Source organism: Ruegeria jejuensis (assembly GCF_041537905.1).
GTDB lineage: Bacteria > Pseudomonadota > Alphaproteobacteria > Rhodobacterales > Rhodobacteraceae > Ruegeria_C.
Map to the genome: position 1 here is coordinate 52,776 of NZ_JBGRUO010000013.1, position 19,955 is coordinate 72,730.

Annotated in this window: 23 protein-coding genes; 10 read left to right on the top strand and 13 right to left on the bottom strand. The window is 61.3% G+C overall.

Annotated elements, in window-relative coordinates; all coding sequences use genetic code 11:
* Window position 1: 1 nt before the first annotated feature.
* Complete coding sequence (locus AB1E34_RS15470; protein ID WP_372573239.1) at window positions 2-1,015, bottom strand: PI-PLC domain-containing protein; 1,014 nt, start codon at window positions 1,013-1,015, stop codon at window positions 2-4.
* A gap of 126 nt (window positions 1,016-1,141) precedes the next feature.
* Here AB1E34_RS15470 and AB1E34_RS15475 point away from each other — a divergent pair, with 126 nt between their 5' ends.
* The 3 genes from AB1E34_RS15475 to AB1E34_RS15485 all read left to right on the top strand — a co-directional run bounded on the left by AB1E34_RS15475 (window position 1,142) and on the right by AB1E34_RS15485 (window position 3,653).
* A complete protein-coding gene (locus AB1E34_RS15475) occupies window positions 1,142-2,083 on the top strand; it encodes a DMT family transporter (protein WP_372573240.1) in 942 nt (313 codons plus the stop codon).
* A 38-nt stretch (window positions 2,084-2,121) separates the two neighbouring features.
* The gene (locus AB1E34_RS15480; RefSeq protein ID WP_372573241.1) at window positions 2,122-2,769 is read left to right on the top strand and encodes a sulfotransferase family 2 domain-containing protein; all 648 of its coding nucleotides are present in this window, start codon (window positions 2,122-2,124) and stop codon (window positions 2,767-2,769) included.
* 206 nt (window positions 2,770-2,975) lie between these two features.
* Complete coding sequence (locus AB1E34_RS15485; protein WP_372573242.1) at window positions 2,976-3,653, top strand: Hint domain-containing protein; 678 nt, start codon at window positions 2,976-2,978, stop codon at window positions 3,651-3,653.
* A gap of 106 nt (window positions 3,654-3,759) precedes the next feature.
* Here AB1E34_RS15485 and AB1E34_RS15490 read toward each other — a convergent pair whose 3' ends face one another.
* From AB1E34_RS15490 to AB1E34_RS15525, 8 genes are all read right to left on the bottom strand, one after another.
* The gene (locus AB1E34_RS15490) at window positions 3,760-5,958 is read right to left on the bottom strand and encodes a 3-hydroxyacyl-CoA dehydrogenase NAD-binding domain-containing protein (RefSeq protein ID WP_372573243.1); all 2,199 of its coding nucleotides are present in this window, start codon (window positions 5,956-5,958) and stop codon (window positions 3,760-3,762) included.
* Window positions 5,955-6,440, bottom strand: a complete 486-nt coding sequence (locus tag AB1E34_RS15495; protein WP_372573244.1) for a cupin domain-containing protein — start codon at window positions 6,438-6,440, stop codon at window positions 5,955-5,957. Before AB1E34_RS15495 ends, AB1E34_RS15490 begins: the two co-directional genes overlap by 4 nt.
* Window positions 6,440-7,651, bottom strand: a complete 1,212-nt coding sequence (locus AB1E34_RS15500) for an acetyl-CoA C-acetyltransferase (protein ID WP_372573245.1) — start codon at window positions 7,649-7,651, stop codon at window positions 6,440-6,442. Before AB1E34_RS15500 ends, AB1E34_RS15495 begins: the two co-directional genes overlap by 1 nt.
* A gap of 10 nt (window positions 7,652-7,661) precedes the next feature.
* The gene (locus AB1E34_RS15505; protein WP_372573246.1) at window positions 7,662-8,300 is read right to left on the bottom strand and encodes a glutathione S-transferase family protein; all 639 of its coding nucleotides are present in this window, start codon (window positions 8,298-8,300) and stop codon (window positions 7,662-7,664) included.
* A 180-nt stretch (window positions 8,301-8,480) separates the two neighbouring features.
* Window positions 8,481-8,693: a hypothetical protein gene (locus AB1E34_RS15510; RefSeq protein ID WP_372573247.1), complete on the bottom strand. Its 213-nt coding sequence runs from the start codon at window positions 8,691-8,693 to the stop codon at window positions 8,481-8,483.
* 55 nt (window positions 8,694-8,748) lie between these two features.
* On the bottom strand, window positions 8,749-10,530 hold the full coding sequence (locus AB1E34_RS15515) for an acyl-CoA dehydrogenase C-terminal domain-containing protein (RefSeq protein ID WP_372573248.1): 1,782 nt from the start codon (window positions 10,528-10,530) through the stop codon (window positions 8,749-8,751).
* Window positions 10,531-10,576: 46 nt separating this feature from the next.
* Window positions 10,577-10,978 carry a MerR family transcriptional regulator gene (locus AB1E34_RS15520; RefSeq protein ID WP_372573249.1) on the bottom strand — a complete coding sequence of 134 codons (402 nt, stop codon included), beginning with the start codon at window positions 10,976-10,978 and terminating at the stop codon, window positions 10,577-10,579.
* A gap of 299 nt (window positions 10,979-11,277) precedes the next feature.
* Window positions 11,278-11,646, bottom strand: coding sequence for a MerR family DNA-binding protein (locus AB1E34_RS15525; RefSeq protein ID WP_372573250.1), 369 nt, complete (start codon window positions 11,644-11,646; stop codon window positions 11,278-11,280).
* A 91-nt stretch (window positions 11,647-11,737) separates the two neighbouring features.
* Here AB1E34_RS15525 and AB1E34_RS15530 point away from each other — a divergent pair, with 91 nt between their 5' ends.
* From AB1E34_RS15530 to AB1E34_RS15540, 3 genes are read left to right on the top strand one after another with little or no spacing between them, the layout of a single operon-like run.
* The gene (locus AB1E34_RS15530) at window positions 11,738-12,181 is read left to right on the top strand and encodes a PaaI family thioesterase (protein ID WP_372573251.1); all 444 of its coding nucleotides are present in this window, start codon (window positions 11,738-11,740) and stop codon (window positions 12,179-12,181) included.
* A complete protein-coding gene (locus tag AB1E34_RS15535) occupies window positions 12,181-12,705 on the top strand; it encodes a PaaI family thioesterase (protein ID WP_372573252.1) in 525 nt (174 codons plus the stop codon). Before AB1E34_RS15530 ends, AB1E34_RS15535 begins: the two co-directional genes overlap by 1 nt.
* Window positions 12,702-14,021, top strand: coding sequence for an MATE family efflux transporter (locus tag AB1E34_RS15540; RefSeq protein WP_372573253.1), 1,320 nt, complete (start codon window positions 12,702-12,704; stop codon window positions 14,019-14,021). Before AB1E34_RS15535 ends, AB1E34_RS15540 begins: the two co-directional genes overlap by 4 nt.
* Here the strand turns inward: AB1E34_RS15540 and arsC are convergent.
* From arsC to AB1E34_RS15560, 4 genes are read right to left on the bottom strand one after another with little or no spacing between them, the layout of a single operon-like run.
* A complete protein-coding gene (gene arsC, locus AB1E34_RS15545) occupies window positions 14,018-14,368 on the bottom strand; it encodes an arsenate reductase (glutaredoxin) (protein ID WP_372573254.1) in 351 nt (116 codons plus the stop codon). The genes AB1E34_RS15540 and arsC overlap by 4 nt on opposite strands.
* A complete protein-coding gene (locus AB1E34_RS15550; RefSeq protein ID WP_372573255.1) occupies window positions 14,356-15,417 on the bottom strand; it encodes a quinone-dependent dihydroorotate dehydrogenase in 1,062 nt (353 codons plus the stop codon). Before AB1E34_RS15550 ends, arsC begins: the two co-directional genes overlap by 13 nt.
* Window positions 15,414-15,845, bottom strand: coding sequence for a DUF1330 domain-containing protein (locus tag AB1E34_RS15555; protein ID WP_372573256.1), 432 nt, complete (start codon window positions 15,843-15,845; stop codon window positions 15,414-15,416). The genes AB1E34_RS15550 and AB1E34_RS15555 overlap by 4 nt, the downstream gene beginning before the upstream one ends.
* Entirely contained in the window at window positions 15,842-16,180 is a 339-nt protein-coding gene (locus AB1E34_RS15560) for a DUF952 domain-containing protein (RefSeq protein WP_372573323.1), read from the bottom strand. Before AB1E34_RS15560 ends, AB1E34_RS15555 begins: the two co-directional genes overlap by 4 nt.
* A 120-nt stretch (window positions 16,181-16,300) precedes the next feature.
* Here AB1E34_RS15560 and AB1E34_RS15565 point away from each other — a divergent pair, with 120 nt between their 5' ends.
* The 4 genes from AB1E34_RS15565 to AB1E34_RS15580 all read left to right on the top strand — a co-directional run bounded on the left by AB1E34_RS15565 (window position 16,301) and on the right by AB1E34_RS15580 (window position 19,918).
* A complete protein-coding gene (locus tag AB1E34_RS15565; RefSeq protein WP_372573257.1) occupies window positions 16,301-17,884 on the top strand; it encodes a bifunctional metallophosphatase/5'-nucleotidase in 1,584 nt (527 codons plus the stop codon).
* Between the two features lie 197 nt (window positions 17,885-18,081).
* Window positions 18,082-18,687, top strand: coding sequence for a glutathione S-transferase family protein (locus AB1E34_RS15570; RefSeq protein WP_372573258.1), 606 nt, complete (start codon window positions 18,082-18,084; stop codon window positions 18,685-18,687).
* A gap of 98 nt (window positions 18,688-18,785) precedes the next feature.
* Window positions 18,786-19,448, top strand: coding sequence for an SOS response-associated peptidase (locus tag AB1E34_RS15575; RefSeq protein ID WP_372573259.1), 663 nt, complete (start codon window positions 18,786-18,788; stop codon window positions 19,446-19,448).
* A 179-nt stretch (window positions 19,449-19,627) separates the two neighbouring features.
* Window positions 19,628-19,918, top strand: coding sequence for a hypothetical protein (locus tag AB1E34_RS15580; protein ID WP_372573260.1), 291 nt, complete (start codon window positions 19,628-19,630; stop codon window positions 19,916-19,918).
* Window positions 19,919-19,955: the final 37 nt, after the last annotated feature.

A 19,955-nucleotide genomic window follows, 5' to 3' on the forward strand; every position in this document is an offset into this window, starting at 1 on the left:
ATCAGTTGCCGCAGATATTCTGCAGCCGCACCCAGGAACTGTCCGGCAGCACCGGTTCAAGTGTACGACCGGCCATCGGGTCCGCCTCGATCAGACCCAGAACACTTTCTCCTGTGATATCGCGGGCATAAGCGTAGGGGGCCGAGGGCACCGCCGCCTGGCCAAAGACCGACAGCATGACATCATTTGGCAACTCGGCGCGGGGCGAGGACAGCACCTGCTCGGCATAGTGATCGAGGCTGTCCCGGGTCAGGTCGCCGGTGGTCAGCAAGCGGAACGCGGCGAGGGGCCCCGCACTCTCCAGCAACTCGGCCAGCGGGTCCATCGCCTGAGCGCGCGCGCGCTCTACCAGAATATATCCAGCGGCGACGGCGGGGTCCTCGTGATCCTCGATCAGGGTCTTGTTGATCGCGATGATGCCGCCGGGCAGGTGCAGCGTGTCGGCAATGCCGCCGGGCAACACCACAAGCCGGTCGACGCCGGTGCGCCGCGCCAGCGCATCCAAGGCTGCGTTGGCATCGGTGGAGGAACAGGCGCGACCGGCGGCGCGTTCGATGCGGCCCAGAACGGCGCGCCCGATCTCAGCGCGTTTGATGTCGGGCACCACGGATGTCACATGCCGCTGCAAGGCGCCGGGTAGCCAGAACACCAAGAGCGCGGCAACCGCCGCGATCACGCCCGTCACGCTAAGCCAACGCAGGCGGCCTGGATGCGGGCGCGCCCGTGCGATGGCGTTTTGCAGCCGCTCGATCGCCTCGATCATCGTGGTTTCAGAGTCGGCCAGTTCCAGCGTTTCATCCGGGTCGCCATCCGGGTGAAAAATAGCGGGGAAGGCGCCGGGATTCTGGCGCTCCAGCGCGGCCAGCGACCAATGGGTGATCGCCTGATCGTTGAAATCCGAGATGGTCAGCGTCGCCTCACCGATCGAGACAACAACCTCGCGGCGCTGCTCATCAGGATGCGGACGCCAGAGCCCGGTGGCCTCGATCCGGTCATATTGCGAAAGGGCGGTCATTTGCGCTGAAACTGCTCGTTTGTCTTTCGGCGCAGCCTAGCATGTGGGCTGCCCGGCCCGCAAACGCCTTGCGGCTGCAAAGTGGTTCGAAATCGGGATTGCCAAAACCCGGGCTTGCGCCGCAGCATGGGCCGGATCGGATGGGGCGCGGGGCGAGATATGCAACCAACATCGCAGGGAGCGTTGCTGAGCGCGGCCATGCTGATGATCGCGGCGATGGCGATCATTGGGGTAATCGACAATTACATCGTCGTTCTGGCCGAGTTTATCGGGCTCTGGCAGTTCCATGTGACCCGCACGATCGTGGCGCTGCCGCTGATTGCGGGTCTGTCGTTGCTGGGGCTGGGCGGGCTGCGACCGCTGCGATACTGGGCGGTCCTGCTGCGGTCCTTTCTGCTTGCGACCGCGATGATGTGCTATTTCACCGCGCTGGCCTTCATGCCTATCGCGCAGGCGCTGGCCGGGCTGTTCAGTTCGCCGATCTTCGTGTTGCTGATCACTGCTTTTGCTCTGCGCCAACCGGTTGGCTTCTGGCGGATCGGCGCGGTGCTGATCGGGTTTGCCGGTATCCTGCTGGTCTTGCAACCCGATCCAAACGCCTTCGACTATCGCATGCTCATCCCGCTTTGTGGCGGCTTCTTCTATGCGTTGAGCGCGATCAGCACCCGCAGCCTGTGTGCCGGGGAAAGCACGGTTGTCCTGCTCGGGGCGGCGATTGGCGCGCTTGGGCTTATCGGGGGCGTTGCCCTTTTGGGATTGTCCCTGTTTCCGCTTGAGGCTGCGCCGGGCCCCGAGGGGTTTGTCGCCCGAGGTTGGGTCTGGCCGATGACCCCGGCGATCCCGTTTGTGCTGCTGCAGGCCATGGGATCGGTGATCGCGGTCTATATGCTGACCAAGGCCTACCAGCTGGCCGAACCCTCTTACGTCTCGGTTTTCGAGTATTCGGTGATGATCTTCGGGCCGCTCTTTGCCTGGGTCGCTTTTGGTCAGTCGCTGAATGCGCTGCAGATCCTCGGGATCGCCCTGATCGCCTGCGCCGGGATCACCATCGCACTCCGATCCGGTTAAAGGTTTTGCCTGGCGGCACATACGGTTAGCGTGGCCCCATGATCATCTCGCGCGGCCGATCCTATATCTTTGTTCACATCCCCAAGACCGGGGGCACCTCGCTGGCGCTGGCGCTGGAGGCGCGGGCGATGAAAGATGACATCCTGATCGGCGACACCCCGAAGGCCCAACGCCGCCGTCACCGGCTGAAATCGCTGCCCGCGCGCGGGCGACTTTGGAAGCATGCAAAGCTGCGGGACATCGACGGGCTGGTCAGCGCTGCCGAGCTGGATCGCCTTTTTGTTTTCACATTGGTGCGCAACCCCTGGGATCGCGCGGTCAGCTACTACCACTGGTTGCAAGAGCAGAGTTTTGACCATCCGGCGGTCACTTTGTCAAAACGGCTGGGATTTGAAGCCTTCCTGCTGCATCCCGATACGCTGGCCAGTTTTCGCAGCAACCCCTATGGCAGTTATATGCGTGACGCCGCAGGTATCGAGCGTGGCGATCACCTTATTCGTATAGAGCATATCGAGGCGGACGCGGCAGCGCTTTGGCAGCATCTGGGATTTGTGCTGGAGGTGCCGCATGTCAACCGATCAGAACGGCAGGCGGATTATCGGGGTTATTATACACCTCCCATGGTCGATGCGCTTGCCGAGGCCTGCGCCGATGACATCCGCAGGTTGAACTATCACTTTGAGTGAACCCCATGTTCTGTTGTTTCTGGTTGTGGTTCAATCACTCTTTGGTTGTGTCATTGTCCAATTCTGCCCGATCAATGCCACATTTTTGCCCTTCTTTGGGCACGAATAAGGCACGCGAATCGGTGCTCCTTCCCCCAGGTCAACACTCCGGCCAGTCAGGCTTTGCTGCTGCCACAGGGAAGGACGGGCACGTGATCGGATGGAACATGAGAGATGACGCTGCGGTGCTGGCGTCCGGTGAAGATTCTGCGGCGTTGGGCGGGTTTCTGATAACCGGTCGGTCCGGCCTGCTCAGCGGAACATCGGTCGCGACCCATCGTGGCTGGTGCCCGGTCGAGTCGCTGACATTGGGCGACAGGGTTCTGACATTCGATCACCGGATGCAGACCGTCACCGACATTCAGCGCGACGTCTTTGCACCGCCAGAAGGAAACCTGCGTGACGATCAACGACCGGTTCGCGTGCCCGCCGGGGCGCTGTTCAACGATCACGAGACCTTTCTGATGCCCGAACAGGGCGTGATCATCGAAAGCGATGAGGTTTGCGATGCCATGGGGGATCCCTATGCGGTTGTTCCGGCAAATGCGCTGTTGGGCCTGCGGGGTATCGAACCTGCCGCACCCGGCCCGCTGTTGCAGGTCACGACGCTGGCCTTCGACAGGGATGAGGCGATTTATCTGGAAGGCGATCTGCTGGTCTATTGTCCGCACCCGCAACAGCCCTTGTTCGATACCGGGGGGCAGAACGCGCTTTACCCGGTGCTGAGCGGCGCCGGCGCGCGCGAGCTGGTCGCGCGGCTGCTGGGTGGGGATCATGACGAGGGCGGGGCTATGGCATCGTTCTCCGGCACCCCGCAAAGTGCTTTCGCGGCGCTCTCAGCCTAAGGTCTCGTCTTAACGGGATGTTTGGAGCTCACCCCCCTCGGTCTCCAGACACAAAAACCGGCGCCCAATTACGGGGCGCCGGTTTTCTTTTCTGGGATAGTGTGGATCAGGCCGCTTTTGCTTCGGGGTCGAACCGCCCGTAGAAGCTTTGGCCTTTGGCGGCCATGTCACGCAGCAGCTGCGGGCAGGCAAACCGATCGCCATAGGTGGCGGCAAGCTGGTCGCAGCGCTCGGCAGCATAGGGCGTGCCGATAATGTCGAGCCAGCTCAGCGGGCCGCCGGACCAGGGCGCAAAGCCCCAGGCCAGAACCGCGCCCACATCCCCTTCGCGGATGTCCATCAGAACGTTCTCTTCCAGCGCGCGCACCGCTTCCAGAACCTGTGCGAACATCAGGCGTTCCTGCACTTCGGTCAGGTCGGGCTGATCCTCGGCCAGCGGATATTTCTCGGCCAGACCGTTCCAGTAGCCGACGCGCTTGCCCTTCTCGTCATAGTCAAAGAAGCCGGCATTTGCCTTGCGGCCCAGACGGCCTTCTTCCTCCAGCCAGAAGATCAGGTCATCCGCCGGGCTGGCAGGATAGGCATTCCCCATCGCCGCCTTGGTCGCGCGCGCGATCTTGGCCCCCAGATCAATCGAGGTCTCGTCGTTCAGCTGGATCGGCCCAACCGGGAAGCCCAGCTGCCGCGCAGCGTTGTCGATCAGGGCAGGCGAGACGCCTTCGGTGATCATCCGCAGACCTTCGTTGATGTAAGGAATGATGCAGCGGTTGGCATAGAAGAAGCGAGCATCGTTGACCACGATCGGCGTTTTGCGGATCTGGCGCACATAGTCCAGCGCCTTGGCAACCGCGCGATCCCTGGTTTCCTTGCCTTTGATGATCTCGACCAGCAGCATCTTTTCAACCGGCGAGAAGAAGTGGATGCCGATGAACTGCTCGCGACGCGACGAGGCCTGGGCCAGATCAGTGATCGGCAGGGTCGAGGTATTGGAGGCGAAGATGCAGTCTTCGGGGATCACAGCCTCGACCTTCTTGGTCATCTCGGCCTTGACGGCGGGGTCTTCGAAGACGGCTTCGATGATCAGGTCGCAGCCCTCCAGCGCGGCCAGATCGGGCGTCGCCGTGATCAGTGACAGCATCGCCTCTTTCTTATCTGCCGTGACCTTGCCGCGCTTCATGCCCTTGTCCAGATAGCTTGCGGTATAGGCCTTGCCCTTGTCCGCGGCTTCCTGATCGCGGTCGATCAGGACCACTTCGATACCCGCCTGTGCCGAGACCAGTGCGATGCCCGCACCCATCATGCCAGCGCCCAGAACACCCAGTTTCTTGACCGACTGGTCCTCAATTCCCTGAGGACGCACAGCGCCTTTTTCCAGCGCCTGCTTGTTCAGGAACAGGCTGCGGATCATCGCCGAGGAGGACGGGTTCATCAGCACATTGGTGAACCAGCGCGCCTCGATCTTGAGCGCGGTGTCGAAATCGACCAGTGCGCCTTCATAGATCGCGGAAAGCAGCGCCTTGGCAGCCGGGAAGGCGCCTTGCGTCTTGCCGTTGACCATGGCGGAGGCACCGACAAAGGTCGGGAAACCGGCAGGGTTGTAGGGCGCACCGCCCGGCATCTTGTAGCCCTTGGCGTCCCAGGGTTTGATGATGTCCGCATTTGTGGCGTTCAGCACCCAGTCGCGAGCAGCGGCGACCGGATCGGCGGAGACGTCATCGACCAGTTTGGCCCCTTTGGCCTTGGCCGGGTCCAGCATCTTGCCTTCCAGCAGAACTGGCGAGGCCGCCATTGCGCCAACCATACGCGAATAACGGATCGTACCGCCGCCACCGGGGAAGATGCCAACCAGAATCTCAGGCAGACCGATCTTCGACTTCGGGTTGTCTGTCATCACGCGGTGGTGACAGGCGAGCGCGATTTCGGTGCCGATACCGGCGCAGGTGCCGTTGATGGCGCAGGCCACCGGCTTGCCGCCCTTGTTGGTCTTGGGCTCCATGCCCGCGCGTTCCAGTTTGCGCAGCACGCGGTGGCCGTTCATGGTGAAGTCGAACAGCGCCTTGGCCGGTTCATCGCCCGCTTCTTCGCGAATGGTGGCCAGCGTGTTCAGGTCCATGCCACCAGCAAAGTCCTTCTTGGCGCTGGTGATCACGATGCCTTTCACCGCGTCATCCGCCAGGGCCTGATCGATATAGCCCTCGACCAATCCAAAGGCTTCGCGGGTCAGCACGTTCATGCTTTTGCCCACGGCGTCCCAGGTGATAATCGCGACGCCGTCTGCGTCCACTTCATATTTAAAATCGGTCATGTCTCATCTCCGATCTGGTCAGCCGTCAGGGGGCTGCCATCTTTGCGGGTGAAGCTGGTCCCGTTCTGGTCAATCTTCACCATCATGTCGATATCGCTGTAATAGCCGGTTTCTGTCGGGGTCCGGGTGCCCACCACCAGAAAGGCGGCAGGGGCATCCGATGTGTTTACAAGGTGATGCCCGTTGGCATCCCCGGCGGGGAAGGTGGCGCAATCGCCGGGCAACATGGCATGTTTGCCCATGTCGTCGATCAGCGTGCAAACCCCTTCGGTCACCATCACGAACTCGTCCTGTTCCATATGGTAATGGCGCAGGGAGGACGCTGCGCCAGGCTCCAGCCGGACCAGATTGACACCATATTGGGTCAGGCCACCCGCATCGCCAAGCCTTTGGCTGCTGCGGCCCTCGCCATTGCGCGCGAGCTTGCCGGGATAGCCCGAGCCCGTTTGCCATTCGATCTGTGTCAGGTCCAGCTTGGGCATCAGACGCGCTCGATCACCGTCGCCGCGCCCATGCCGGACGCGATGCAGAGCGTGGCTAGACCGGTTTCCTTGTCGGAGCGCTCCATCTCGTCCAGCAACGTGCCGATGATGATCGCGCCGGTCGCGCCCAACGGGTGACCCATCGCGATCGAGCCGCCATTGACGTTGACCAGTTCGGGATCGACGTCAAAGGCCTGCTGGAACCGCAGCACGACGCTGGCGAAGGCTTCGTTCACCTCGAACAGGTCGATATCGCTGATGTTCATGCCATTGTCTGCCAGGATCTTCTGGGTCACCGGAACCGGGCCGGTCAGCATCATTGTGGGTTCGGTGCCGATCTTGGCGGTGCCCTTGATGCGCGCGCGCGGCTTCAGGCCGTATTTCTCGCCAAATTCCTTGTTGCCGATCAGAACAGCCGCCGCCCCATCCACGATGCCAGAGCTGTTGCCCGCATGGTGGATGTGGTTGATGCGCTCAAGATGGGGGTATTTCATCAGCGCGACCTTGTCGAAGCCGGGCATCTGTTCGCCCATCATCTGGAAGGCGGGATTCAGGCCGCCCAGCGACTGCATGTCGGTACCGGGGCGCATGTATTCGTCATGCTCCAGGATCGGGAGACCGTTCTGATCTTTGACGGCGATGACCGATTTCGAGAACCGGTTTTCCTCCCAGGCCTGTGCGGCGCGGCGCTGCGATTCCATGGCGAGCGCATCGGCCTGATCACGGGTGAAACCGTATTCGGTGGCGATCAGGTCGGCCGAGATACCCTGCGGCACGAAATAGGTGTCCATCGCGACCGAGGGATCAACCGCGATGGCCGCCCCGTCGCTGCCCATCGGCACACGACCCATCATTTCGACACCACCGGCGATATAGGCATCGCCCGCACCGCCCTTGACCTGGTTGGCAGCCAGATTGACCGCCTCCATCCCGCTGGCGCAGAAGCGGTTGATGGCAAGACCGGGGATCGACTCGTCGAGATCAGAGGCCAGCACGGCGGTCCGTGCCAGGCAGCCGCCCTGTTCCATCACCTGGGTCACATTGCCCCAGATCACGTCTTCGACGGCATGGCCTTCCAGGCCGTTGCGTTCTTTCACGGCATTCAGCGTCTCGGCGCTGAGGCGTACGGATGTCACCTCATGCAGGCTGCCATCCTTGCGTCCCTTCCCCCTGGGGGTCCGCAGCGCATCGTAGATGTATGCTTCGGTCATGTTGCTCTCCTCAAGCTCGGTCCGACGGTTTGCCGGGCATCAGATCATAGGGGTGTTTCCAGCCACGCGTTTCACTGATCCGCGTAAGCCAGGCGTCGATATGGGGCCAATCGGCCCGGTCAAACCCGAAAGGTTCCGGGTAATAGAGATAGCCGCAGCAGCTGATATCGGCATTTGTGAGCCCATCGCCAACGATCCAGTCGCGGTTTTCCAGATGGGTGTTCAGCGTCGCGTAAGCGGCCTTGAGGCGACCCTGGTTGAACGCGATCACCTCGGCGGGGCGGCTGTCTTCGGGCAGGAAGTTCATCAGGAACCGGGTCAGGCCAGCCACCGAGCTGAGCTTGTGATTGTCCCACAGCACCCAGCGCAGGATGTCATATGTCTCGGCCTCTGTCTTGCCGCCGAACTTGCCGGATTTTTCGCTGACATAAGCCTGTATCGCGCCGGACTGGCTGGTGCGGAAATCGCCGTCGATCAGAACCGGAGCTTCGCCCATCTCGTTGACTTCGGCGCGGTATTTGGGGGTTCTGGTCTGACCGTTGAAGAAATCGACAAAGACCGGCTCCCAGTCGAGCCCCGAAAGTTCCAGCGCCAGCGCTGCCTTATATGAATTCCCGCTTTCTCCGAAGCAGTGAAGTTTCATTGTCATGTTCTCAGCCCTCCCTGAAATCTTTGCTTCCCGCTGTTATTGAGTATTCCGAGAAAGATGAAGTGTGCCGGTACGTCAGTCGCGAATATGTGCGCCGCGCGAGGTCCGGGTCTTCAACCTTGTCGGAAGGCTCATCGAGTTCCGGCGTGCTGGTTTGTGTTCAGCCGATTGCCGGGTCGATCATCGTTTTCGGTCCTCCAGTTCCGCATTGAACAGACGCAGTCTGTGGGTCAGGTTTTCGTCATTTATGACGCTGTTGAAGTTCTCGAAGAGGAACGACAATGCCTCGCCTTCATCCAGCCCCGCCTCGGCGGCGAATTTCTTCAATCTGCGATAGCCGTCCTCGGTCATGGCGACAGGGAAGCGGCGGGTCAGGCGGAAACGTTTCGGCATCTTGATCCTCTGGGTTGAAGGGCTCCGGGCCGGGTGGCCCGGAGCCAATCTGGGATCAGAACTGATCCGCGTCCAGTGTCATCACCGGTGCGGCACCCGACTGGATGCGTGCAAGGTGCATGCCCGTGGCGGGCAGGCGGCGTGCCATGTAATAGCGGCCGGTGATCAGCTTGGCCTCGAAGAAAGCCTTGTCCGAGGCCCCACCGGCCAGCGCGTTGCGCGCCGCCAGCGCCATCTGCGCCCACATCAGACCCAGGCAGACATGACCAAACATGTGCATGAAGTCGTTGCTGCCAGCCAGCGCCTCGTTCGGGTTCTTGGCGGCGTTCTGCATGAAGAACATGCCCGCCGATTGCAGATCCTTGGAGGCCGCCTTGAGCGGTTCGATGAAGTCGCGGTCAAAGTCTTCGTCCTGACCGCCGTTTTCCATGCAGAAGGATTTGACGATCTCAAAAAAGGCCATGACGTGCTTGCCGCCATCGGAGGCCAGTTTGCGGCCCACCAGATCCAGAGCCTGAACGCCGTTCGCGCCTTCGTAGATCATCGCGATCCGGGCGTCGCGGGTATATTGCGACATGCCCCATTCCTCGATGTAACCATGACCGCCATAGACCTGCTGGGCCTTCACGGTCATGTCGTAGCCTTCGTCGGTCAGGAAGCCCTTGATGACCGGGGTCAGCAACGAGATCAGGCCATCGGCGTCCTTGTCACCTTGGCGGTGCGCCTTGTCGAGCATTGTCGCGCCCCACAGGATGAACGCGCGCCCGCCTTCGGCAAAGCTTTTCTGATCCAGCAGGCTGCGGCGGATATCGGGGTGCACGATCAGCGGATCGGCCGGACCGTCAGGGTTTTTCGCGCCGGTCACGTCGCGGCCCTGCAGGCGGTCCTTGGCGTATTCCACGGCGTTCTGATAGGCGGCCTCGGCCTGGCTAAGTCCCTGCATGCCCACGCCCAGACGGGCCTCGTTCATCATGGTGAACATGGCGCGCATGCCTTTGTGCTCTTCGCCCAGAAGGTAGCCGGTCGCCCCGTCATAATTCATCACGCAGGTTGAGTTGCCATGAATGCCCATTTTCTCTTCGATATTGCCCACGGCGACGCCGTTGCGTTCACCCAGGCTGCCATCCTCGTTCACCATGAATTTGGGAACGATGAAGAGCGATACGCCCTTGATCCCTTCAGGGCCGCCCACGATCTTGGCCAGCACCAGGTGGATGATGTTGTCAGCCATGTCATGTTCGCCGGCAGAGATGAAAATCTTCTGGCCGGAAATCTTGTAGCTGCCATCCGCCTGCGGTTCCGCCTTGGTGCGCATCAGGCCCAGATCGGTGCCGCAATGCGGTTCGGTCAGGTTCATGGTGCCGGTCCATTCACAGCTAACCATGTTGGGCAGATAGGTGTTTTTCTGCTCGTCGCTACCATGCGCCAGAATCGCCGATGCCGCGCCATGGGTCAGACCCTGATACATGGTGAAGGCCTGGTTGGTGGCCGAGAACATCTCACCCACAGCGGTGGCCAGAACATAGGGCATGTTCTGTCCGCCATATTCCTCAGGCATGTCCAGACCGGTCCAGCCGCCCTCTTTCATCTGCTCGAACGCGCCCTTGAAACCTTTGGGCGTGTAGACAATCCCGTTTTCCAGACGACAGCCTTCCTTGTCGCCAACCACGTTCAGCGGGTGCAGCACGTTGCTGGCGATCTTGCCAGCCTCTTCCAGGACGGCGCCGGTAAAATCGGCCTCCAGCTCATTGTAGCCCGGAATGTCCGAGGTCGAGACGTTCAGCACATCATGGAGCACGAACTGGGCGTCTTTGGTGGGCGCGTTGTAGATTGGCATGAGGGGCTTCCTTTTGGACTGGGCGACAATCTTCAGGGTGCTGAGATCATTCGGCGGCTTTTTTTGTTTCTTCCATGGAGACGAGTATTTTTTCGCCCCATTTCAACTGGGCTTTCAGGTCGTCGATGGCCTGGGTCAGTTCTTCGCGCTGCGCTTCCATGTCGGCGAGGCGGTCATGTGCGATTTCATAAGTGCGGCGCATCTGAGTGTGTTGCTGGTCGCCAATGTGATAAAGGTCCAGCAACTGGCGGATCTGCTCAAGGCTGAAGCCGAATCGCTTGCCCCGCAGGATGAGTTTCAGCCGCGCGCGGTCGCGCTTGGTGAACAGGCGCTTCTGGCCATCCCGGATCGGAAACAGCAACTCCTTGGCTTCGTAGAAACGCAAGGTACGAGGCGTGACCTGATAGGCATCACACATCTCGCGAATTGTCATCGTGTCTTCTTGCATCGTCTCAGACTCTCAAACTAAACAAACTGTGCATCCCCGAGGTGCGTAGCCTGCGGGCGCAATACAACACCAGCTTTACGTTTACGTAAGCGAAACGCTACGTCACTTAAAATGCTGACGTCGGATCAAGTTGGGTGACCCGAAACGGAGCATGCTCCACCCGCAAAATTTCCAAAATAAAATCAATGCGTAAACTCGAATCCGGTGTGATCTGGGGCCGATTCTCGTTTTTCAATTTGCGGCAAGGGCTGCATTGATCTGTGGTATTGCCTCTGATCAATGCAGGCCGATCAGAGCATTTACTCCAGCAGATTGGCCGTTTGATCCCGCAGGCGTATCAACTCGTCCATGGCGTCATGCAGTTGCTGGCTCTGTTTGCGAAGCTCGCCCAGCTGTCGGTCGGCCATCTCGACAAAAGTCGCCATCTGCACCTGGTCGCCCTTGTCTTCGTAGATCAGCAGCCACTGACGAATGTCTTCCAGGGCAAATCCGCAACGCCGCCCGCGCATGATCAGTTCCATGCGCGCCACTTCGCGGGGCCTGTAATATCTGGATCGCCCCTCGCGATCAGGCTGCAGGAGTTCGATATATTCGTAATATCGTAAAGTGCGTGGCGTCACATCGAACTTGGCACACATTTCCTTGAATGACAGACGCGTCTCGGTCATCGATATTCTCCCTGAATCGCAACCTATTGCGTCGTTTGTTTCTGCGCAACAGTTGGACTTGCTCTTTTGCGATCAGCCACATCATAAAGGGATGACAATCAGATTGGGGACACAATTGGTTCAGAGCGCCAAACTCGCGAAACAGTTCATCGAGGCGATCCCGCATGCGCAGGCGCTGGGACTGGAACTGGTTCATATTGGCCAGGGGCAGGCTGAGATAACGATGCCCTACAAGCCGGAGCTGGTGGGCGACCCGCGAAACGGGGTTGTGCATGGTGGCGCGGTTTCGGCACAGATGGACACTTGTTGCGGCGCCGCGGTCATGTGCCACCCTGATGGCCCGAGCGGGACGGCCACGATCGATTTGCGTATCGACTATATGCGCGGCGCCAATCCCGGCCAGACGATCACCGCCAAGGCGACCTGCTATCACATCACCCGCAATGTGGCCTTTGTCCGGGCCGTGGCGACCGATGAGGATGTGGACAACCCTGTCGCCACCGCGACCGGTGCCTTCACGGTCGAGGGGCTCTGATGGCCCGCGCGCGCCCTGAACCGATGCATGTGGTGAAACAGCGTCGCGATGCGGCGTTTATGGCGCTGGTTGATGGCATTCCCTATGCGCAATTCCTGGGTATTACCGCTGAACGTCGGGGGGACGAGCTGACCGGAGTGCTGAATTATGATGAAAAGCTCATTGGCAATCCTTTTCTGCCCGCTTTGCATGGCGGCGTGATCTCGGCCTTCCTGGAAAACACCGCGATCATGACCTTGGCGTGGCAGCATTTTCTGCCGCTGGTCGAGGACGGGCACATGAAAATCGAGGACCTGACGCTGGAGAATATTCCCGGCTTTCCCAAAACCATCGACTTCACCGTCGACTATCTGCGCACGGGCCTGCCGCGCGATGCCTATGCGCGCGCTTGGGTCGGGCGGGCCGGTCGCCGCTACGCCACGGTGCGGGTCGAGGCGTGGCAGGATTCGCACGCCAAACCCTTCGCGCAGGGATCCGGGCATTTCCTGATGCCCCAGCCCAAGGGGGGCGAGGCCGCGCCGTGAGCGACCCGCGCGCGCCGATCACCCACCGCCGGGTGCTGTCCATCGCGGTGCCCATCGTTCTGTCCAATGCGACCGTGCCCATTCTGGGCGCCGTTGATACCGGCGTCGTCGGGCAGATGGGACAGGCCGCACCGATCGGTGCGGTGGGAATCGGTGCGGTGATCCTGGCGACGATCTACTGGATTTTCGGCTTCCTGCGGATGGGCACGACGGGTCTGGCGGCGCAGGCGCGCGGGGCAGGGGACAGTGCTGAAACCGGCGCGTTACTGATGCGCGGCGTGATGCTGGGCGGGGCGGCCGGGCTGGTCTTCATTCTGGCGCAGGCCGCGATCTTCTGGGGCGCGTTTGGTCTCGCCCCGGCAAGCGCCGAGGTCGAATCTCTGGCCCGGCAATACTTGTCGATCCGCATCTGGGGCGCGCCTGCGACCATTGCGCTATATGCGGTGACCGGCTGGCTGATCGCGGTCGAGCGGACGCGCGGCGTGTTCGTGCTGCAGCTCTGGATGAACGGGCTCAATATCGTGTTGGATCTGTGGTTCGTGCTGGGCCTTGGCTGGGGGGTCGAAGGGGTCGCCATCGCCACGCTGATCGCGGAATGGACCGGGATCGCGCTGGGCCTGTGGCTGTGCCGCGAGGCGTTTGCGGGGGATCAATGGCGGGACTGGGCGCGGGTTTTCGATCCCGTGCGATTGCGGCGGATGATGCAGGTAAACGCAGATATCATGGTGCGTTCGGTGCTGCTGACAGGGTCGTTCACCACCTTCCTGTTTGTTGGCGCTGATCTGGGCGATGTGACGCTGGCGGCCAATCAGGTGCTGCTGCAATTCCTGGAAATTACCGCCTTTGCGCTGGATGGTTTTGCCTTTTCAGCCGAGGCGCTGGTGGGCGGGGCGGTTGGCGCCAAGTCGCGCCAGGACCTGCGCCGCTCTGCCATCATCGCCTCGCAATGGGGCGTCGCCGGGTCGGTCTTGCTGGCGCTGTTCTTCTGGCTGGCCGGGCCATCGCTGATCGATCTGATGGCCACATCGCCCGAGGTGCGGGCGGCGGGGCGCGAATATCTCTGGTGGGCAGCGCTTGCCCCGGTGATCGGTGTCGCAAGCTGGATGTTCGATGGTATCTACATTGGCGCCACATGGACCCGCGAGATGCGCAACGCGATGCTGGTCTCGGTCGCGGTCTATGTGGCGGCGCTGCTGGCACTGGTGCCGCTGCTGGGCAATCACGGGCTCTGGGCGGCGCTGATGGTGCTCAACATCATGCGCGGCGTGACGCTGGGCCTGCGCTATCCAAGGTTGGAGGCGCAGGTCAGCGCCTAAAGCAGGTCAAGCAGCGCCTCAGTCGGGCGACCGATGACCGCGCGGTCGCCGCACATGGCCAAAGGCCGTTCGATCAGGATCGGGTTCTCTGCCATGGCGGCCAGAAGCACCTCGTCGGGGTCCTGCTTGGACAGACCCAGTTCTTTGAACCGCGCCTCGCCGGTCCGCATCATGGTGATGACCGGCGGGGTTCCAAGCGCCTGTTGCACCTGCCGCAACTCATCCAGACTGGGCGCGTCATCGAGATACTTCCGAACCCTCAGCGATGCGCCGTGCTCCTCCAGCAGGGCCAGCCCTGCGCGGGATTTTGAGCATCTGGGATTGTGCCAATATTCTATGTCAGCCATTCGTCCCTCCCGGTTCCGACCGCCTCAGATACATTTGCAAACCCGTCGCGCTGCAGGCGCTGGTCCAGTCCCTGCGCGATCTCCTGCACCAGCGACAGCCCGTGATAGACCAGCGCGGTGTAAAGTTGCACGGCCGAGGCCCCCGCGCGAATCTTGGCATAGGCCTCATCCGCCGAGGATATGCCGCCCACACCGATCAGCGGCACGCGGCCCTCGGTCGCCATGCTGAGCCGGGCCAGCACGCGGGTCGCGCGTTCAAACAGCGGTTTGCCGGACAACCCGCCTGCAACATCGCGGTGCCGCTCATGCACGTCGTCGCGTGAAAGGGTGGTGTTGGTGGCGATGATTGCGTCAATGCCGGTCTCAAGCGCAACCTCGGCCACATCGCGAATCTCATCCTCGGTCAGGTCCGGCGCGATCTTGAGAAAGACCGGGATGTGTCGCGACAGGCCATCCCGCGCGGCCAGCACACCGGTCAGCAGCGCCGACAAGGCGGCCTTGCCCTGCAGATCGCGCAGTTTCTCGGTGTTGGGGGAGGAGACATTGACCGTCGCGAAGTCCAGATGCGGGCCGCAATGGGACAGCACGGTCGCAAAATCGGCGGGCCGGTCGCTGCTGTCCTTGTTGGCGCCGAGATTAAGGCCGATCACCGCGTCGCGCGGGCGCTGTGACAGGCGGCGCTCGATAGGCTCCATGCCTTCATTGTTGAAGCCAAAGCGGTTGATCGCGGCGTGATGTTCGGTCAGGCGGAACAGGCGCGGTTTGGGATTGCCCTGCTGCGGGCGCGGCGTTGCAGCGCCCACCTCGACAAAGCCGAAACCGGCGCGCGAGAGCGGGCCGAGCACTTCGGCATTCTTGTCATAACCTGCGGCCAGCCCTACCGGGTTCGGCAGGTCGAGACCGGCAAGCTGCGTGTGCAGACGGGGCGAGGTCACCGGGCCGGGCGCGGCCCCAAGTCCCAATTTCAGCGCCTTGATCGACAGCCCATGCGCGGTTTCGGGGTCGAGCCGGTGCAGGGCGGCCAGCCCCAGTTTCTCGATCACGCTCATCCGAAGGCCGCCCCGCTGCCATTGGGCGCGCAACGGATCAGGCGCGAGGTTTCAACCGCAGCCTGTCGGTGGATCACCGCGCGCTGGTAATCGGGATCGCTCACCATTTGCAGAAAGGCGTTGGCGGTGGGGTAGCGCACGATAAAGATCGCGTCCCAGCGTTCGTCCTCGGGGCCGATCAGCACGGATTCAAACCCGCCGCGCCAGACAATCGCGCCGCCCACCCGTGACAGGATCGGCGCGGTCTCTGCGCCATATCGCGCATAAGCCTTTGCCCCGCTCAGGCCCGCTTCTGCCAGATCATGCCCTGCGGGATAGGTTGCGCTGCCGCGGAACTGCACGAGGTTCAGCATCTCGATCGGCTGATCTCGGTCGAGCGCCTTGAAGGCCTCGAACTGGGCGCGCTCGGGGTCGATAAAGCGGGTCATGTCATGCGCTCGGGAAAGCTGTGGCCTGCCTCGGTCAGGGGCAGCGGCTCGCACCAGATCACATCGGACATTCTGAGCGCGCGATAGAGATGTGGAAAGAGAGCGTTCCCCCGCGACACCTCCCATTTCAGGTCATCGCCCATGGCATCGTCATCGCAAGCCAGCAGGACCAGGCCTGTTTCGCCCGCAAAGTGCTTTGCCGCCGTTTCGCGCGCCTGAGCGGCAGTCGAGAAATGCACATAGCCATCGGCCAGATCGATGGGCGCACCGGCGGTTTCACCAGCGTCTTGCAAGGCGGACCATTCATCCGCGCGGAAAATCTTGTAGATCAGCATGGCTGCGGTGATGCCGTGCGTGTGACGGGGAATCAAGCGGCATTTTCCCGCTATCTCCCCTTTGACTCCGGTCGCGGTCCGGCGCACCATCCATGCCAATCAACAACTGGGAGTATAACGATGCTGACGCGCTTTCTGACATCGGTTGCCGTGCTCGGCCTGACAGCGGGGATTGCCTCTGCCGACTACAAGCTGACCATCCTGCACACCAACGACATTCACAGCCGCATTGAATCCATCAACAAATACGATTCCACCTGCGATGCCGAAGATGAGAGCGCGGGCGAGTGCTTTGGCGGCGTGGCCCGGATCAAATCCATGGTGGATGCACGTCGCGATGCGCTTGCCGGCGAGAACGTATTGCTGTTGGATGCCGGCGACCCCTTTCAGGGCTCGCTTTTCTACACCACCTACAAGGGTGCCGCAGAGGCCGAGTTCATGGAGGCGATTGGCTATGACGTGATGGCGGTCGGCAACCATGAATTTGACGACGGTCCCGAGGGACTTGCCACCTTCATCGATGCGGTGAGCTTTCCGGTGATCTCCGGCAATCTCGATCTGTCATCTTCTGCGGAGTTGAAAGACAAGGTTGGAAACCACGTCGTGCTCGATATCGGGGGTCAGAAAATCGGCATCGTGTCCGCGCTTGCGACCGATACGGTGGATACCTCCAGCCCCGGCAAGGACGTCGTTTTTCAGGATGAGATCGACAGCCTGTCGGCGGATGTCGCTGCATTGCAGGATGAAGGCGTCGACATCGTCATCGCGCTGACCCATGTCGGACTGGCGAAGGACCTTGAGATAGCGGAAAAGGTTCCGGGGCTTGATCTGGTGGTCGGGGGGCATTCTCACACGTTGCTGTCCAATCAGGACGAGGATGCAGCAGGTGCGTATCCGGCGATGGTGGGCGATGTGCCGGTGGTGCAGGCCTATGCCTATTCGAAATACCTGGGCGAGATCACCCTGACCTTCGATGACGATGGCAATCTGATTTCGGCTGAAGGCGAACCGATCCTTCTGGATGCGTCGGTGGAGCCTGATGCCGACATCGCGGCGCGCGTCGCGGAGATGGGCGCACCGATTGAAGAGATGAAGCAACGGGTTGTTGCCAGCACCGCCGATTCGGTTGAAGGAAACCGTGATGTCTGCCGGGTGCAGGAATGTGCCATGGGCAATCTTGTGGCCGATGCGATGCTGGATCGGGTCGCCGATCAGGGCGTGACCATTGCCATCGCCAATGCCGGCGGTCTGCGCGCTTCGATCGATCCCGGCGAGGTGACGATGGGCGAGGTGCTGACCGTGCTGCCCTTCCAGAACACCCTGTCGACCTTCGAGATAAGCGGCCAGGGTGTCATTGATGCGCTGGAAAACGGCGTCAGTCAGGTGGAAGAGGTCAAGGGCCGGTTCCCACAAGTGGCGGGCCTGAGTTTCACATGGGACCCGTCGGCGGCGCCCAACGAAGGGCGGATCACCGAAGTGATGGTGGCTGGCGCCGATGGTTTCACGCCGATTGATCCGGCGCAAACCTATCTGGTCGTGACCAACAACTACGTCCGCAATGGCGGCGACGGCTATAAGGTCTTCTCGGGCGACGACAAGAATGCTTATGATTTCGGCCCTGATCTGGCGGATGTGACGGCAGAATATCTGGCGGCGAACTCGCCTTACCAGCCGTACACGGACGGCCGTATCAAACAAAAGTAAACACCCGCCGCGCCGCGCAATTCGCGCGGCGCGGCTAGCCACCAAGGCTCCAAACCTAATTCCTCCTCAAGAGATCGGATAGGCAGTGGCGTATTTCGTCCGCCCGGACGGGGTGCGCCTGCGGATTGCATAGACGGACTTTTCTTTATTTAACATTTGTGTAAAATAGAGAGATTGCCAGCCATGGAGGTCCTCTGATGAAACTGCATGTATTCTCGCCCTCACCCAACAGCCGGAAGGTGTTGTTTGTGGATGCCTATCTTGATCTTGGAACCGACATTGAACAGGTCGATCTGCCCTCGGGCGCGCAGAAAGGCGCGGAGTTTCTTGTGCTCAACCCCAATGGCCGGGTGCCGGTTCTGGAACTGGACGATGGCAGTACGCTTTGGGAATCGAATGCGATCGTGAACCGGCTCTGCGCTGAGGTGGACACATCTCTCTGGCCGAAATCGAACCAGCGTTATGACATCATGCGATGGCAATTCTGGGAATCCTGCCACTGGACCCCGGTCTGCAGCCCGTTCATCTCGCACCATCTCTTCGGCAACACCGATGTGGATCTGGACGCCGCCGCCGCCAATCTTGAGCCATTCGCGCAGGTGCTGGACGGCCATCTTTCGAAACAAGACTGGCTTTCAGGGCCCGAGATGACCGCTGCCGATATCTCGGTTTCGGCCATTGTGTGTTATCGCGAGGCCTGTCATTATCCATTGCAACGCTATGGCAACATCGCCCGCTGGATGGACCGGATCGAGACGCTTGATGTCTGGCAGAGGGTCAACCCGATGCCGGAAGCGGCCTGACCTCGCCGACCTCCGCAAGCCTGCTTAGTGTATTCGGCGCGGGCGAATCACGCCGGGTTTGATATGTCTCGGTCGCAGCAGCGATGGAGGCAGGGACGATGTGCGGGCGGTTTGTGGTGAACGCGCAGATTGACGAGATGGCGCGGCTTTTTACGGCGCTGACATCGAACGCGCTGCCGCCCGTCCCGAATTTCAACGTCTGCCCCACCAATCAGGTGCATGTCGTACGTTCGGGTGATGCCGGGCGGCAGTTGCTGCCGATGCGCTGGGGGTTTCTGCCCAAGTGGTACAAGACTGAAAGCGCCGGGCCGCTGCTGATCAATGCGCGCGCTGAGACCATCGCCGAAAAGCCCGCCTTCCGCGAGGCCTGCCGGGCACGGCGCTGCATCCTGATCGCAACCGGCTTCTATGAATGGACCAAGACGGCGGAAGGCGCGCGTCTGCCCTGGTATATCCAGCGCCGCGATGAAGGTGCGATTGCGTTTGCGGGTATCTGGCAGGACTGGGGGCCGGAGGCGGATCAGCAGGCCACTTGTGCCATTGTCACCACGCCAGCAAACCGGCACATGGCAGAGATACATCACCGGATGCCGCTGATCCTTGAACCGGATGACTGGCCGCTCTGGTTGGGTGAGGCGGGCCATGGCGCGGCGCGCCTGATGCGACCGGGCGCTGATGAGGTGCTGAGCTACCACCGGGTCGCTCGGGCGGTGAACTCGAACCGGGCCAGTGGGGCAGAACTGGTCATGCCGGTGGCCTAACCCGGTGGAGTGCTGATTGCCGGGTGATATTATGGCCAAAGGCTAACACTCGATCAAAGAAGCATTGTGATGGAAATGCGCGCCGCCCATGTCTATCCGGCCGGTGCGCCGCGGTTTTTTTTGCTTCTGGCCGGTTCGCAGCCCACTTCTTGGGCGCTGTTAACAAAGGTTAATTCCGAATGCAGGCGTTCCTCGCGCTGCTGGAGGACGACCCCAAAGCCGCTCTAGTGGACTATATCGGGGCGGTTCCCGAAGGCGTCGAGATCAAAGTGGTGCGCGATACCGATCGGGTCAAATATCTGCAAATCCCGGCAGCCCCGGTTCAGGACGAGATCACTGATCTGGACCTGCTGGAGGCTCAGGGCGGATCAACGCCGGTCTGCATCTCCATGGCCTCGCTGGTCATCAGCGCGACCGTCACCATAAGCGTTGGAGCGTCCGTCTCCATTTCGATAGCCACCGAGGGCTAGATCACGCGGCGAAGCTTTGCCCGTTCCGGGAAACAAT